General features: G+C 61.2%; 12 protein-coding genes and 3 pseudogenes. All 15 read right to left on the bottom strand.

Annotated features, from left to right (window positions below; translation table 11 throughout):
* Positions 1 to 9: 9 nt before the first annotated feature.
* The 15 genes and pseudogenes from ACR80S_RS06295 to arsB all read right to left on the bottom strand — a co-directional run bounded on the left by ACR80S_RS06295 (position 10) and on the right by arsB (position 14440).
* Positions 10 to 954, bottom strand: a complete 945-nt coding sequence (locus ACR80S_RS06295) for a PLP-dependent cysteine synthase family protein (protein WP_435401977.1) — start codon at positions 952 to 954, stop codon at positions 10 to 12.
* Between the two features lie 289 nt (positions 955 to 1243).
* Positions 1244 to 1612, bottom strand: coding sequence for a tautomerase family protein (locus ACR80S_RS06290; protein ID WP_435401978.1), 369 nt, complete (start codon positions 1610 to 1612; stop codon positions 1244 to 1246).
* A gap of 157 nt (positions 1613 to 1769) precedes the next feature.
* A complete protein-coding gene (locus tag ACR80S_RS06285; protein WP_435401979.1) occupies positions 1770 to 2006 on the bottom strand; it encodes a thioredoxin family protein in 237 nt (78 codons plus the stop codon).
* Between the two features lie 12 nt (positions 2007 to 2018).
* Positions 2019 to 3029 carry a permease gene (locus ACR80S_RS06280; protein WP_435401980.1) on the bottom strand — a complete coding sequence of 337 codons (1011 nt, stop codon included), beginning with the start codon at positions 3027 to 3029 and terminating at the stop codon, positions 2019 to 2021.
* A gap of 87 nt (positions 3030 to 3116) precedes the next feature.
* Positions 3117 to 3668: an RNA polymerase sigma factor gene (locus tag ACR80S_RS06275; protein ID WP_435402846.1), complete on the bottom strand. Its 552-nt coding sequence runs from the start codon at positions 3666 to 3668 to the stop codon at positions 3117 to 3119.
* 98 nt (positions 3669 to 3766) lie between these two features.
* Complete coding sequence (locus ACR80S_RS06270) at positions 3767 to 4951, bottom strand: thiolase family protein (RefSeq protein WP_435401982.1); 1185 nt, start codon at positions 4949 to 4951, stop codon at positions 3767 to 3769.
* Between the two features lie 829 nt (positions 4952 to 5780).
* Positions 5781 to 6062: pseudogene (locus ACR80S_RS06265) on the bottom strand (integrase core domain-containing protein); the annotation flags it as partial.
* A 16-nt stretch (positions 6063 to 6078) separates the two neighbouring features.
* Positions 6079 to 7163, bottom strand: a pseudogene (locus ACR80S_RS06260) (IS110 family RNA-guided transposase).
* A gap of 297 nt (positions 7164 to 7460) precedes the next feature.
* Positions 7461 to 8320 (bottom strand): annotated as a pseudogene (locus ACR80S_RS06255) (IS3 family transposase); the annotation flags it as partial.
* Positions 8321 to 8529: 209 nt separating this feature from the next.
* On the bottom strand, positions 8530 to 9762 hold the full coding sequence (locus ACR80S_RS06250; protein ID WP_435401983.1) for a DUF3422 domain-containing protein: 1233 nt from the start codon (positions 9760 to 9762) through the stop codon (positions 8530 to 8532).
* A 204-nt stretch (positions 9763 to 9966) separates the two neighbouring features.
* Positions 9967 to 10107 carry an SHOCT domain-containing protein gene (locus tag ACR80S_RS06245; RefSeq protein ID WP_435402901.1) on the bottom strand — a complete coding sequence of 47 codons (141 nt, stop codon included), beginning with the start codon at positions 10105 to 10107 and terminating at the stop codon, positions 9967 to 9969.
* Positions 10108 to 10311: 204 nt separating this feature from the next.
* Positions 10312 to 11121 carry a universal stress protein gene (locus tag ACR80S_RS06240; RefSeq protein WP_435400392.1) on the bottom strand — a complete coding sequence of 270 codons (810 nt, stop codon included), beginning with the start codon at positions 11119 to 11121 and terminating at the stop codon, positions 10312 to 10314.
* 57 nt (positions 11122 to 11178) lie between these two features.
* Complete coding sequence (arsA, locus tag ACR80S_RS06235; protein ID WP_435402845.1) at positions 11179 to 13038, bottom strand: arsenical pump-driving ATPase; 1860 nt, start codon at positions 13036 to 13038, stop codon at positions 11179 to 11181.
* 4 nt (positions 13039 to 13042) lie between these two features.
* Positions 13043 to 13336, bottom strand: a complete 294-nt coding sequence (locus tag ACR80S_RS06230) for a CC/Se motif family (seleno)protein (RefSeq protein ID WP_435402844.1) — start codon at positions 13334 to 13336, stop codon at positions 13043 to 13045.
* A 3-nt stretch (positions 13337 to 13339) separates the two neighbouring features.
* Complete coding sequence (arsB, locus tag ACR80S_RS06225; protein WP_435402843.1) at positions 13340 to 14440, bottom strand: ACR3 family arsenite efflux transporter; 1101 nt, start codon at positions 14438 to 14440, stop codon at positions 13340 to 13342.
* Position 14441: the final 1 nt, after the last annotated feature.

Genomic DNA, 14441 nt, shown 5'->3' with positions numbered 1-14441 from the left:
CCACCGATATCACTGGTAAGGCCCAAACAATTCTGTCGAAAAATATCGATCCATGCGATCAGGAAAGACCGTTACTACATTGGCATCATGTAGCAAATACCCTACGGCCTGATGTGCAGCAGCAAGGTTTAGTCCCGAACTGGGACCGACGGGGAAGCCGTGGTGAATCAGGGAGTGGGTGGTCTCGATCGCGTCTTCGTCATCAGTAGAAATCTCCACCAATCCCGGCAGTCGTTCAAGGCTGAAAATACTCGAAGTACCATCCATTACGCCTTGTAAGCGCTTACTAAAACTACAGCACTCCACCTCTGAAATGACAGCGTGGCTAACAGGGCGAGCAAGAAAGGGGGTGACGTCGCATCCGCTCTGGAAAATTCCCTCGAATAGCCCCACCAGCGTGCCGCCTGTGCCCACCCCCGATACCACGCCTTCGATAAGGTTTCCGGGTATTTGCGACAGAATTTCCTGCGCAGTCCACAAACGATGGGCTTCTGAATTGTCGGGGTTTTCGAACTGCCGGGTGGTGATACCGCCACGTTCTCTGGTCTCGTGCTCCGCCCGGTTAATCGCATCTTCCATCCCCAGGGATTTGTCCAAGCTGATGACCTCACCACCATAGGCTTTTATGCTCAACACTCTTTCATTGCTTACACCTTCCGGCATCACTGCCAGAAAGCGTAGATCCAGTTGGGCACAGGCCAGCGCCAGCGCCAGGCTGGTGGAGCCACTGGACGCTTCTACTACCCATCCTCCTTGGGTAACATCACCGCGACGCCATGCTTTTTCCAGCATGTGTCGGGCGATACGATCCTTGGTGGAACCGCTAGGGTTAAGAAACTCCAGCTTGCACCAGCTAACGGGTTGACTGGGTTCAAGCTGAACAGGCACCAGTGGTGTTGGTGCCGTGCGCTGAAAGTAGCGTCCGTCCTCAGGAAACAACCGGGTTAAAGACATTTATACGACTCCATTCAGTCAATAGCTGAAGGTTGAACGAGTCCATACTGATCCGGTATGCGCAAAAATTTAGTCAGTAAGACAAAGGAAGTGCATAGCTTCATGATTGTGCTAGGCCGCTCAAAATTCTCCGTGCCGAAGGTCTGATGCAGATCAAGATAGTTCAGTGGGAGCGTTTCGGTAAGGAGTCCGATGATGGCGCATCCCAGCCAGTGGGCGGACTGCTATGGGTCAGCCTTCCCCGAAGCCGAACGCAACACCGGCAGCGCTCCGATGGGGAGGGCGAGCACTACTCTGAACAGAACTGGGCTACCCCATCCTGAAAGGACCAGTCGATGTCATTGTTCTCGGTAATGGTGATAAGCACATTGCCGGGCTCGATCCCGGGATCGCAAGCGAGCAATTCGACTACCCTGGCGTAGAACGCTTTCTTGGCGTCATCCGGTCGACCGCGGCGCATCACCAGATGCATCATCACCCGCTCGGTGTCACGCGTCTGATATTCCAGGCAATCCGGTTCGCACTCATGGATGACCTGATAGCGATCATCATCGGGAAACCCCATGGTGTCGATAACCGCCTTATTGACCCCATCGGCGATCGCCTTGATGTAGGCACGCGACCTACCTTTCAGTAGATAAATATTGACTAGTGGCATCACACCCCCCAGTGGCAGCCAGTGCTCTGACTGTATTGACGTGGAACGTTTCAAGACAGGTCGTTAAACCCTCGAATGTCATCGCCACCCAAGCGGCGGAGAAACCCGATGCCTTGGCCTTAAAGCGCCATTCGGATCAGACCCCGGCATGCGGCGCTCACGCCCTCAGCATGGTCTCGATCTTGCTTCGGTCCGGCACGCTGCCGCTGTGGACGAGCGTACCGTCGATGGCCACGGCAGGCGTTGACATGACCTTGTAGCCCATGATTGCAGACGGGTCGGTCACCTTTTCCACTTCGACGTCGATGCTCAGTTCCCGCGCCACGGCCGCTATCTGCTCGGCGGTGGTGACGCACTTCTTGCAGCCGGTTCCCAGTACTTCGATCTTCTTCATGGTTGCGCTCCTTCAATGAAATCCGCTGAACAGCCAGGGGCTCAGCAGGTTGATCAGCCAGCCAACGATCATGAAATTGACCAGCAGAATGAGAAAAATGGTGGCCAGCAGGCGCCATTTCATGACCTGCTTGAGCATGATGAACTCGGGGAAGCTGGCCGCCACGGTGCTCATGCAGAAGGCCAGGGTGGTGCCCACCGGCAGGCCCTTGAGAATCAGGCTCTCCATCACGGGAATGACGCCGGTGGCGTTGGAGTAGAGTGGGAGTCCGGCCAGCACGGCGACGGGCACGTTCCACCACTGGCCGCTGCCCAGGTTGTCGGCGAACCAGCCATCCGGCACGAAGCCATGAAGGGCGGCACCCAGGCCGACACCAATGATCACCCACTTCCAGATCCGCCCGACAATCTCCTTGAGTTCGTCCCGGGCAAACTCGTGTCGGTCCTTCAGGGTGAGGGAGGGCGCCTCGGGGGCGGGCTCACCGTCGTGGGGCGCCTCGGCGGCCTGCTGGTAGGCCTTGGCAGCGAAATCCTTCAGCCAGCGCTCGCCTTTTAGGGCATCGAGGATCATGCCACCGCCGATGCCCACCCCCATGCCGATGACGACATAGACCAGGGTGAATTCCCAGCCCAGCAGGCTCCACAACATGATCACCGCCACCTCGTTGATAATCGGCGAGGTGAACAGGAAAGCCATGGTAATGCCCAGCGGAATCCCGGCGCTGGTGAAGCCCAGAAACAGCGGAATGCTCGAGCAGGAACAGAAGGGCGTGATGGCACCAAAACCGGCACCCAGGCCGTAGCCAGCCATGCGATGCTTCTGCTGGATGTAGTGACGCACCCGCTCCAGGTTCAGCGAGGCGCGCATCAGGGCAATCACATAGATCATCACTACCAGCAGTGCGAAGATCTTGGTGGTGTCTTCGACGAAGAAGTGCAGCGAGGTCCCGAGCTTGCTTTCGGGATCCAGTCCAGCCACCCCGTAGACCAGCCAGTCGGCCAGCCAGGTAAAGACATCCAGCATCTTCATCCCCTCCGTGTGATAGACGTTGTCACACAAGAAGACGCAGCACGGGGCAAAAGGATGCAGTCTCTATGTGAAATACTTCGCCTATCCTCGGTGAGCGCTGTGGCAACAGATGAGTCCCTGCTCGTCGAAGATGATGTCGCACCGCTCGATCAGGCGCTCACGCAGCCGTTGTCTGGCCCGGCGCAGCCGCGCCTTGGTGGCCGGCAGGCTCAGGTCGTGATGGGTCGCGTAGTCAGCCTGTCGCATCCCTTCCAGATCGCACCGCTGGATGATGTCGGCATCATCCGGAGCGCAGCCGGGCAGCGCACGGTTGATGCAGTCGACGAGGCTCTCCACCGGAGTGGCCGTCTGTGGCTCAAATGCGATCTCGGGTGTCTCCTCTCCTGTCCAGCGCCTTGCGCGTCGCTGCTGATCGATCCATTGATGGTGGGCAACGCGAAACAGCCAGGCACGGGGGTAATCCAACTGGCAGAAATTGGCCCGATGGGCAACCGCCTTGGTATAGACCCCCTGGAGCAGGTCGTCGGCGGCATCACGATCACCGCTATGCCTGAGCAGGAAACCGCGAAGCTCACCTCGGTGGGCCTGCCAGGCGGACTCGATGCAGGGATGGGTGTTCGGCTTGGCCGTCATTTCGACTCTCTATTTAGGCGTATTTTGCCGATGGGGGGGCCGCTGGCACGTCCCCGGGGTGGAGAAGCGCACCAGCGGCCGGTCGTCAGCGGGTTGCTCTAGAGTACTTCCAGCGCCAGGGCAATGCCCTGGCCGCCGCCGATACACAGGGTGACGATGCCACGGCGCTCGCCGTTGCGTTGCATGGCATGCAGCAGGCGGGTGGTCAACACCGCGCCGCTGGCGCCGATGGGATGGCCGTGGGCGATGGCGCCACCCTCGACGTTGACGATCTCCTGCGGCAGGCCGAGCTCGCGCTGGCAGGCGAGGGCGATGGCGGCGAAGGCCTCGTTGATCTCCACCCGATCCAGGTCGCCCACTGACCAGCCGGCGCGCTCGAGCGCCTGCTTGACCGCCGGTACCGGGCCGATGCCGAAGTAGTCAGGTTCAACGGCGCCGACGCCGAAGGCGACCAGCCGGGCCATGGGCGTGAGGCCCTGCTTCTCGGCCCACTCGCGCTCGGCCACGATCATCGCGGCCGCACCGCTGTTGAGCCCCGGCGCATTGCCTGCGGTGATGGTGCCCTCCTTGCGGAAGGCCGGCTTGAGCTTCGCAAGGGACTCTGCGGTGGTATCGCCCCGGTTGTGCTCGTCCCGGGCGAAGGTCGTTGTGCCCTTGCGGCTGGTGAGCTCCACGCCGGCGATCTCGGCGTCGAAGTTGCCGTCCTCCTGGGCCTTCGAGAAGTTCAGCTGGGAGCGCAACGCCCAGGCGTCCTGGTCGTCACGAGAGATGGAATAGCGGGTGACGAGATCCTCGGTGTGCCAGCCGGCGTGCTTGCCGCTGAAGGCGTCGTTAAGGCCATCGAAGAGCATGGTGTCGTGCATGGTCACGTCACCCATGCGCGCGCCCCAGCGCCCCTGGGGCAGTACATAGGGGGCGCGGTCCATGTTCTCCATGCCGCCGGCGATGATGCAATCGGCCATGCCGCTCCAGATCTCCATGGCGGCATTGGCCACGGCCTGGGCGCCGGAGCCGCAGACCCGGTTGATAGTGAGTGCCGGCACTTCCACCGGCAGACCGCCAGCGATCCCGGCCTGGCGGGCGGAATTCATTTTACAGCCCGCCTGGATGACATGCCCCATGATTAACGACTGTACCTTGTCGGGGGCCAGGCCAGATCGAGACAGGGTCTCCTGAATGACCCGGGCGCCCAGGTCGGTGGCGGGGGTGTCCTTAAGGCTGCCGCCGTAGGTGCCAATGGCGGTGCGCACGGGTTGGCAGATGATTACGTCGCGTAATGCCATGAATAGTCTCCGGTTGTCGCGAAAGGATCGGCTCGATGGCCGGGAAAGCCGCCCATCGCAGCACTTCATCTATAGCACGCCGTTGGCGGTCTAGCCCTGATGGATATCAAGCAGCGTGCTCTGATGTCACCACGGCGCAGATCAATCGCCATGGCGTGACCGAGATCAGCCTCATGCAAACGACGACGATGCGCTTCACTGGGTGATTTTCGCTGAACGTTGATGCCCGGGTTGGCTCAAGGTCGCAGGCCGCGTGCTCAAGGTCGGCGGTAGCGGAGATCCGATCACACCGCCGACAGATCAGAGACTTCTGAGAGACTCATCTGGGAAAGAGGGGAGGCATGCTACAGGTTCGAATACACGGCCGCGGCGGCCAGGGCGTCGTGACGGCGGCAGAGATGCTTTCGATCAGCCTTCGAGGAGGTGCGCCACGCCCAGGCGTTCCCCAGCTTCGGTTCCGAGCGCACCGGCGCCCCCGTGGTGTCCTTCTGCCGGATCGACGACCAGCCGATTCAGGTTCGTGAGCCCATCCTCGCCCCGGACGATCCGGTCTCGATCGGCGCGATGGTCGGGCCGGAGGCCTTTATGGAGGTTCGCTATCTGGCGCACGCGAAACAGCTCATGGCGCTTGCGCGGAGACCCGAGATCGCTGTCGAATTCGAGCAGATCTTCGGGCGCAATGCCGGGGGGCTGGTCAGACCCTATCGGGTCGAGGATGCCGAGACCATCGTCGTCGCCCTCGGCTCGGTGGTTGGCACGCTTCAGGAGGTCGTGGACACGATGCGCGACCAGGGCGAGATGTTCTGGTCAAGTCAGAGCGGACACATTTTCAAGCCGCAGCTGCCAGTTCGGTCTCCCTCGGCGTCTGATAGTCCAAGGTCGAATGGAGCCGGCAGCTGTTGTACTCCATCTCGATATAGTCGATCACATCCCGCCGTGCCGCCTGGTGACTTGCATACCGCTGGTCGGCCAGCCACTCGCTTTTCAGTGAGCCGAAGAAGCGCTCGATGACGGCATTGTCCCAGCAATTCCCCTTGCGGCTCATCGAGGCCTGGAATCCGTTCCGGACCAGCGTGCCCCGGTACTCATGCGATGCGTATTGGCTACCGCGGACGCCCTTCTAAGTGTCAAGTGGCGATTTGTGTCTGATGGATCTCTCGATGGCGGTTACGCAGCACATAGTACAGCTCCTGAGCGATATAGCGTTTCAGGCACCTCAGGGCTTCCAGCTTGGAATGCCCCTCTGCTACCCGTCGCGCGACATATGTCTGAGTCATGACATCCAAGCGCAGCCGCCTGATGGCGATGATATGTAGCGCACTGTTGGCGGCTCGGTCGCCACCACGGTTAAGCCGGTGCCGCTGGGTCTTACCTGACGAGGCGGGAATGGGGCTGACGCCGCATAGCGCGGCAAAGCTGGCTTCCGAACCGAACCGAGCCGATCGGGATTGTCCCCGGCCGTGATCAATAACTGTGCCGCCGACTCGTAGCCCACCCCAGTTCGCGAGACCAGGTCCGGTGCCAGTTCATCGACAATGGTGTGAATCATGACATCCAGGTCAGCAATTTCGTCGTGCAGTTCCAGATAGCGCCGCGCCAGGGATTTCAGGGCGATACGGTACGCCACTGTGACGTCCCGATAGCCGCCAAGATCGGGCCGCCATGCCGCCAGGGTTCGAATCAACTGCATCCGTGTCATGGTCCTCAACTGGTCTCGCAGTTCCTCGGGCGCGGAGATCACTTGAGTCTGGGTCATCTGGAGTGCCACTCGGCGAGCCGCCACTGCGGTCTTCCGACATGCCTTCAGTACGCGCAAGGCCTCGGTCATGCCGTCCCGAGTCTTGGGCGTGACAATGCGAATACCCGCTTAGGCGGCGTGGGCGGCGTTCTCCGCATCGATGGTATCGTCCTTGCCACGTTTGCGACGCACGGTCTTATCGGGCGCCGTGACCTCCAGTGCGGTGATGCCCGCGCGCTGCAAATAGCGCAGCAGGCCAGCCCCATAGGTGCCGGTGCATTCGACGCCTACCCGGCAGACCTCGCCGAAAGAGCGCATCCAAGCGAGCATCGTTTTATAGCCATGCCGGGTGGTCGGAAAGCAGGCAGTATCCAGTATGCGATCATGTGCATCCACGACTGCGGCTACGTGCAGGTCCTTGTGAGTATCAACACCCACAACGATGCCATGGGGATCAATGGGTTGAAGTTTCATCTCGAGTCTCCAAGCTAACCGTCTCATGGTGGTCTCACCAAGTTCGATAGCCTGGACATGACAGTAACGAGACAAAGTGTCAGGCCCTTCTTGGGTCACATGCATCGATGAGGTGAAACCCTCACCGCCAGGTGTTCTCGGGATACCGACAGGTCCGAGGAAAGACACGTTGCTCAGGTCGATCGGAGTGCGGGTCAGGAATCCCGAGAAACCTCACGGCACCAGGCCTTCATGAGCAGGTCGTTCGCTGTGAGAGTCAGGTCAACCCTAGAACACCTGGTAACTTGTAGTATTACTATCGCTGTGATGGAGCAGGCCTCTCTCGGGTTGTCGGCGGCCTACGGCCATCTCCAAAGCGTCCAGGACCAGCTGCGTGCGCATGTGGTCGGCCATCGCCCAGCCCACCAACTGCCGGTCGTGGAGGTCAAGCACCGCCGCCAGATAGAGCCAGCCCTCCAGCGTCCAGATTGCCGTGATATCGGCCACCCAGACCCGATTTGGGTCCGCCACAATGAACTGACGGTTCAGCAGGTTGGGGGCTACCGGTAGGCTGTGCTCACTGTCGGTCGTATGACGCCACCGGCGCCGCTGACGTGCCTCTACATCTGCTTCTTGCATCAGGCTTCGAGCCTGGTAACGGCCGATATCGTATCCGCGACGTCGCAGCTCTCTGGCCATACGGCGGCTGCCGTAGCTGCCTCGCTTCTGGCGGTGAATCTCTCTGACCTCGTATAGCAGGGCCTGGCGCTGGTCATCAGGGCCACGTCGTCGCCAGCCATAAAAACCACTCCGGCTGAGCTGCATGACCCGACATAACACGGCCACGGGATAGGTGGCCTTCTCCGACTCGATGAACTGATATCTCAGCTCGACTCTTTGGCGAAGAAGGCCGCCGCCTTTTTTAGAATATCCTTTTCAATCTGAAGCTTGCGGACTTCTTCACGGAGCTTCTTGATCTCGGCATCGCGATCGTCTTCCCTCCGCCCCGGGCTGCCGGAGACCTGCTGACGATGCTGGCGGCACCAGCGATCCAGTACGCTGCGCTCCACGCCCAGGCGCCGGGCGGCCTCCGATACGGAATACCCCCGATCGATCACCAGGCTCACCGCATCCACCTTGAATTCATCGGAAAACCGACGTCGAGTCTGCTTGGTCATGAACACCTCCACTGCCTCGATTATGAGGCTTAACGGGGTGTCCGCTCCAATTGGACCACTTCACCATTCGCTGCAAGATGGCGCCGGCCAGGTATACGAGGATCGGCGGCTGGCACACCACCAGTCCCTCTTCAAGGCCCTTGACATCCCATGGCAAACAGAGAGGCATCTATGGGGCATCTGTCTCGTTCAGGGGTGGTCAGTCGTGATCAGTGATTCTTGGCGCGCTGGATCCGCCAGATCAACAGGACGATGATCCCGAGCCCTAGGGGGGCCAGTACCACAGCGGCGATGCTCGGCGCGATTACCAGGCCAAGGGCGCCGAGGCTTTGTAGCCCCAGCTTGAACAGGCTGAAGAGGTAGTAGCTGATGGCAATGATCGACAGCCCCTCGACAGCCTTCTGGATCTTCAACTGGCTACTAGTGCGCTCATTGAGGCTTTGCAGTATCTCTGAGTTCTGCTCCTCGATCTCCACTTGGGCGCGGGTTCGCAACAGATCGTTGAGACGAGCCACGCTCTCCGCCAGGTTTTCCTGCCGCTGGTTGATCGCGGCGCAGTAGTGCACCGTCGGACGAAAGCGTCTCAGGATGAAGGTTCCCAGGCGAGGGCGGTCGCCTAGGCGCTCCTCGCGCAGCTCCTCGATTCGGTTGAATACGATCCGCGCATAAGCCTCAGTCGCGCTGAAGCGCTGGCGCGATCGGGCACCGGCATGTTCGAGACGCGCTGAGAGCAAGACGATCGCCGTCAAAAGTGGCCTGGGGCTCGCTTCTTCGTCACCATTATTGCGCTCCGAGAGCTCGCCGAGCTCCAACTCATAATCGAGCAGCTCGAGGCTCATCTCCTTGGCCACCGGCAGGGCCAGCGACGCCATCATACGGTAGGTCTCGATCTCCAGCAGCCGCCGGGTCATGCGCCCCAGCCGGAAAGCGTTAAGGCCGCGATTGACTAATAGGATGCGGTTGACACCTTCCGCCGTGAGCCGGAAGTCGCTCCATATGATGGCGTCACCATCGCCCACGCTGGAACCGGCAGGGTCGCGAAAGCCGTAAGCCTCGGCGTCGCCGCCCCAGGAGGCCTCGGCTTCGACCAGGATCAGGCTGGCGGAGATCAGCGCCCGGCTGTGCTTGGCACTGATCTCCGCCAGCAGCGGCGGTGGTGACGGCCAGGGCTCAGCACGGTCTGGGCTTGGCACCAGGAGCGTCACAGTGAAAAATTCGGTGTGACGTTCCCACTTCAGCGTCTGGTCGCCGAGATCAAGTATTTCCTGGGCCGACTCGACGTCAGGAGTCTTTCCGGCCACTTCGGCGATCCGGCCCAATATGTCCTCGGCGACGCCGTCGTCGTCGAGGAAGGCGTAGTGGTGGAGATGTGCCGGCCCCTCGAAGTAGATCGAGGGCCGGGCGTGGAGTTCGTTATGCAGTCGAGCGCGTTGTGAGTGCATGTCGGAGCCAGTAAAACAGGAAAGTCCTTCCAGACTAGAGACTTCTCTCGCCCGGGCCAAGTGCACCGCGTTAACGTGCCGCTCTTGTGCAACCCCCTGTGCAGTGAGTTGCTCAGGGAGCTCAAGTACCAATCATGTCTAACGCGACAATTGATCAGGCTTTTAGTGGTCAAGTTTGACGAGTATTAATCAAGGCTGATGAAGTCAGCTTTGAAGATCTTTTTTCACCTGTTCAAATTCTTCTCGGGTAATGTCACCTTTTGCGTACCGTTTCTTGAGAACATCAATGGCTGTTTCCGAATTCTTGGAGTCGCTCGAAGCCCCATTGCTGTCTTTTCGACACATGGGTCTTGAAGCACCTCGCCTGCAGAAGTAGAACATGGCCACAAACAACACAATCATGAAAATGGGCATGATGGGGAAAAGCCACCACCCGCCCCATGCAAAGGTTCCTGGTCCCATAGGTCACGAACACTCTTGGCATAATGGATTTATCGCTACCTGGGGGTGACTGGCCCAGAACTCAAAGGCAATCATCGACCTCAGGCCTTAGGAGGATTCGCCGGGCACTATCAGCACCGGGCAATGAGCGTCACGCGCGATCGCCTCGGCGGTACTGCCGAGCAAGAATTCCTGAATGCGATTGCGGCCTCGCTTGCCGATCACGATCAGGTCGGCTTTTTCGCGCTTGGCCTCCTCGATGATGGCGCGGCGCGGGTCGCCGTCCAGTACCCGTGTCTCGAGGTCCTCGATGCGTTCAGCGATGCTGTTTAGGTGGCGCTGGGCATCGGCGATCTCCTTCTCGCAGCAGCCCTCGGAGGCACAGCTCGCGGTCACCGCCAGGCGGCGCTGGAACCGCGAGGCGAGCGTCACGGCCTTCGCCTCGGCGCCTGCCACTGCGTCGGAGCCATCGGTGGCAAGCATCATCAGCCGAGAGTCGGCGCCGGTCAGCGCCTCGGCCACCGGTTCCAGCCACAGCGGTTTCCGAGTCAGGCGGGCGGCATCAAGTGCGGTGCTGCCGAGGAAAAACTCGTGCAGACGGTTGTGGCCGCGGCAGCCCATCAACAGCAGGTCGGCGCCCAGTTCGTCGGCGGCCTCGGTCAAGACGGCGCCGGGCTCGCCACTGCGCACCTCGGTATCGATGGTCATCCCCGGGGCGGCGAGATCGCCGGCAAGCTCGGAAAGCTTGGCCTGGTAATGGGGGCGGTGGGTTTCCTCGGGAGTAGCGGGATAGCGTGAACTGAGCACGTAGACCAGCGTCACCCGCTCGGTGCCCCAAGCGGTCAGCGCCTTCAAACGCTGCTGCAACAGCGGCCATGCGGGGGAGAAGTCCACGGCGACCAGAATGTGCTTGAACATGGCGGTTTCCTTTCATGTCTGTGGGGTGTCATCGATCGTCAACGTTCGATCAGTAGTTCAACTCGAGGCGAGTGATCCGGTGGAACCTGCAGCGTTTTTCTTTGTGGCAGCCTGCTCCGGGTCAATCTGGGTGCCCTGGGAAGACGAGGCTGTTTTGCGGCTCGCCAGCGCCATTAACCGTTCGGGACCAACGGGCTCCTCCTCGAGCATCGGCACCAACGCATAGCGCGAGGCGTGATGTTTGGCGATCTGCTCGATCTGACTCACCTCATGGCGAGCACGCTGCAGCAGCAGGGGTGACCGGGGTTGGCTAGCGGCCACGCTGTTGTTGACGACCCAGGCCCAGGGTTCGATGTCGGCGCGGCGCAGGTCGTTCTGCAAGTTGAGCGCCTCGAGAACCGGCGTGGTCTCGGCCAGTGTGACCACCAGCACCTTGGTCTGCTTCGGGTCCTGGAGCTTCATCATCGGCGTGGAGAAATTCATGCCCGTATCGCCCATTTGCCGTGCGATCTCGCGATGATAGGCACCGGTGGCGTCGAGCAGCAGCAGAGTGTGGCCGGTGGGGGCTGTGTCCATGACGACGAACTTCTTGTTGGCCTCGCGAATGGTGCGAGAGAACGCCTGGAAGACGGCGATCTCCTCGGTGCAGGGCGAACGCAGATCCTCCTCGAGCAATGCTCGACCCTCTGCATCCAGCGAGTCCCCTTTGGTGGCAAGCACGCGTTGGCGATACCGTTCGGTTTCAACCTGGGGGTCGATCCTGCCCACCGACAGGTTGGGCATGGCGCCATCCAGGGTTTCGGTCAAGTGAGCGGCGGGATCCGAGGTCGTCAGATGGACCGGTAGGCCACGCTGGGCCAGTTCCACGGCAATGGCCGCCGCGATCGTCGTCTTGCCCACGCCCCCCTTGCCCATCAGCATGACCAGCCCATGCCCGTCCACGGCGATTTCATCCACCAGATGCGCGAGAGTGGCTTGTGCGACTTCGGGCAATGCTTCCCGGGAGTCGTTGGCCTCTGGGTCCCGCGCCGGCTCGTCGGAGAGCATCTGACGCAGCGCATCGAGTCCGATCAGATTGAAGGGCTTCAGGGGCAGCCGATCACAGGGCAGGGCATCGAGAACGCCAGGCATGGCAGCCAGCGCTGCGTTTTCGCGTTCATGGATGGCGAGCGCCAGGGGATCTTGCTGTGCCTCGATGGCAGGAAGAACACCATTGATGACCAGATATTGCTGCGACAGGCCAAGGGACGCGAACTCTTCCTGGGTGCGGGCGACTTCACGCAGGGTCGACAGCTGCGGCCGGGCCACGAGTACCAGCCGCGTGCGCGTCGGATCTGCCAAGGCATTGACGGCGTCCTTGTACTGGTTGCGCTGTTTTTCCAGGCCGGCCAGGGGCCCGAGACAGGAGGCGTCGCCCTTGCCGGCTTCCAGGAAGCCGCTCCAGGCACCGGGTAGCTGCAGCAGGCGAATGGTGTGCCCGGTGGGTGCCGTGTCGAAGAGGACATGGTCGAAATCGGCAGTCAACGAGTCATCGGTCAAGAGAGCGGTGAATTCGTCGAAGGCGGCAATTTCGGTGGTACAGGCCCCGGAGAGGGATTCCTCGATGGTTTTTACCGCGTCATCAGGCAACACGCCGCGCACCGGTTCGACCAGCCGGTCGCGGTAGGCCTGGGCGGCCGCCTGGGGGTCGATCTCCATGGCCGACAGGCGGGGCACCTCGGGAATCAGTGTGATCCGGTTGCCGATGGTGGTATCGAAAACGTGACCGACGTTGGAGGCGGGGTCGGTGCTGACCAGCAGCACCCGCTTGCCTTCGTCGGCGAGTCGAATGGCCGCGGCGCAGGCGAGGGAGGTCTTGCCCACGCCACCCTTGCCGGTGAAGAAAAAGAAGCGCGGGGCCTGTTCCAGAAATTGCATGATGTTACTCCTTGGAACGGGTGGGGGAGACGCCCTCCACCATGAGATACCGGAGGCCCAGGAAGCCCTCGATATCAACCTTCAGGCCCTGGTCGACCAGCGTCGGGTCGATATACAACGTCACGTCATCGAGCTCGAGTCGTTTGTAGCTCCCAGGCTCATCCGGTGTGCGTGCCTCGGCCACTGCGATATCTGCGCTGCCGCCACAGCAGCCGTGGCGGGTCGAGAGGCGCACGGTGGCTACACCACCTTTCTTCTTTAGCCACTCGCGGGTCCGGGCCGTGATCTCGATGGCCATGGTTCAGCCCCTCGCCTCGGCGGCGGCCGTTGCATCGACCGTCGGGAAGTGGTGGCGTGTCTTGTTGGCGATGCGCACCAGCGCCAGCATGATCGGCACCTCCACCAGCACGCCGACCACCGTGGCCAGCGCCGCACCGGATTGCAGCCCGAACAGGGCGATGGCAACGGCGACGGCCAGTTCGAAGAAGTTGCTGGCGCCGATCATCCCCCCGGGGGCGGCGATGTTGTGGGGCACCTTCCAGGCCCAGGCCCAGCCGTAGGCGATGAAGAAGATCAGGAAGGTCTGGATGATCAAAGGGATGGCGATCAGCACGATATGCAGCGGGTTGGCGATGATCACGTCGCCCTGGAAGGCGAACAGCAGTATCAGGGTGATGATCAACCCGATCGGGGTGACCGGCGCCAGGCGCTTCATGAAGACGTTGTCGAACCACTCGATACCGCGACGCTTGATGACCGTCCGTCGGGTCAGGTAGCCGGCACCCAGCGGAATGACGATGTAGAGCACCACCGACAGGATGACCGTGTCCCAGGGCACCTGGATGTTCGACACGCCGAGCAGGAAGACCACGATGGGCGCGAAGGCGAACAGCATGATCAGGTCGTTGACCGCCACCTGGACCAGGGTATAGGCGGCATCGCCGCGAGTCAGGTAGCTCCACACGAAGACCATGGCGGTACAGGGCGCGGCGCCCAGCAGGATGGCCCCGGCCAGGTATTCGCTGGCGCGCTCCGCGGGAATCAGCGGGGCGAAGACCACCATCAGGAAGAACCAGGCAATGGCGAACATGGTGAAGGGCTTGATCAGCCAGTTCACCGTGGTGGTGATGACCAGTCCCTTGGGCTGGCGACGCACGCCGAGGATCGAGGTGAAGTCGATCTGCAGCATCATGGGAAAGATCATCGCCCAGATCAGGATTGCCACCGGGATCGAGACCTGGGCGTATTCGAAACGCGACAGCGTCTCGGGCACCACCGGCGCAAACTGGCCGAGCAGGATGCCGGCGACGATGGCCAGTGCTACCCAGAGTGAAAGGAAGCGCTCGAAGAGACCCATGCCCTCGGAGACACTGGGTGACTGGGTGTCCTGCTGTTTGGTCATG

The organism is Halomonas salsilacus, from assembly GCF_051216275.1.
Taxonomy (GTDB): Bacteria; Pseudomonadota; Gammaproteobacteria; order Pseudomonadales; family Halomonadaceae; genus Halomonas.
The sequence above is the reverse complement of the archived record's forward strand: the minus strand, read 5'-3'. Positions and strand labels throughout refer to the sequence as shown.